At 67.0% G+C, this 1161-nt stretch carries 1 protein-coding gene and 1 pseudogene; both read left to right on the top strand.

Features of this window, described 5'->3' with window-relative positions; translation table 11 throughout:
* Positions 1 to 786 (top strand): branched-chain amino acid ABC transporter permease (locus EN994_RS32360; protein ID WP_164746461.1); only part of this gene is annotated, 786 nt, incomplete at its 5' end.
* A pseudogene (locus EN994_RS32355) lies at positions 783 to 1161 on the top strand (branched-chain amino acid ABC transporter permease); the annotation flags it as partial. The gene EN994_RS32360 and the pseudogene EN994_RS32355, both read left to right, overlap by 4 nt.

Below are 1161 nucleotides of genomic sequence, written 5' to 3'. Positions count from 1 at the left end.
GCCTGGGGCACCTATGCGACGCTGGCCGTCGTCAGCGCCATCGGCGCGACAGTCGGCAAGGTGGCACCGATCGCACCGCTGTCCTTCGGCTGGCCGCTGATTGTCGCGCTGGTCGTCGGCATGGCGTTCACCGCTTTGCTGGCGCTGCTGCTCGACAAGGTGCTGTTTTCGCGGCTGCGCTCGCAAGGCCAGGCGATCATCGTGGTGATGGCGAGCTTCGGTGCCTCGATGGCGCTGAGAAGCCTGCTCGAATTCACCTTCACCTCGCGGCCGACCTATTTCAGCCGGGCGATCCAGATCGCCATGCCGGTCGGCTTCGGCATCCGCATCACATCAGACCAGATCGCGCTTTTGCTGCTGACCGCGGTGCTGGTGCTCGCCGTGCATCTGTTGATGACGCGCACGCAGACCGGCCGCTCGATGCAGGCCCTGAGCCAGAACTCGGCACTGGCCCGCATCGTCGGCATCGACGTCGCCAGCGTGGTGCGCGTCACCTGGGTCATCGGCGGGGCGCTGGCCTGCGTGGCCGGCGTGATGATCGGCATCCTGGTGCAGATCCGCCCGTTCATGGGCTTCGACATGCTATTGCCGATGTTTGCCGCCGCCATTCTCGGCGGCATCGGCAGCATCCCCGGCGCCGTGCTCGGCGGCCTGATCATCGGGCTCGCCGAGGCCGGTGCCGTGCAGCTGATCGGCGCCGAATGGCGCGCCGCCGTCTCCTTCATCATCCTGATGGCGGTGCTGTTCGTGCGGCCGATCGGCCTGTTTGGTGTGAGGGAACGCTGATGGATCTGATCGGCTACGGCGCCTTCTTCCTGACCACCGCGCTGATCTTTTCGCTGGTCACGCTGGGGCTCAATTTGCAGTGGGGCCTGACCGGCCTGTTCAATGTCGGCCTTGCCGGCTTCGTCGCCATCGGCGCCTACACCTCGGCATTGCTGACCACTCCCGACGACGCCGCGCGGCTGGGTGGCCTTGGCCTGCCGATCGTTGTCGGCTGGGCGGGCGCCATGGTCGTCGGCGGCATTGCCGCGGCGTTAACTGGCATGGCGACGCTGCGGCTCAGGTCCGACTATCTGGCGATCACCACCTTCGGCGTCGCCGTCGTCGTGCAACTGGTCGCGCTCAACGCGCAGAACCTGACCGGCGGCCCGTTCGGCA

Source organism: Mesorhizobium sp. M7A.F.Ca.CA.002.09.1.1 (genome assembly GCF_003998555.1).
In the GTDB taxonomy this organism is placed as follows: Bacteria; Pseudomonadota; Alphaproteobacteria; order Rhizobiales; family Rhizobiaceae; genus Mesorhizobium; species Mesorhizobium ciceri.
This window is presented reverse-complemented; position numbering and strand designations above follow the sequence as displayed.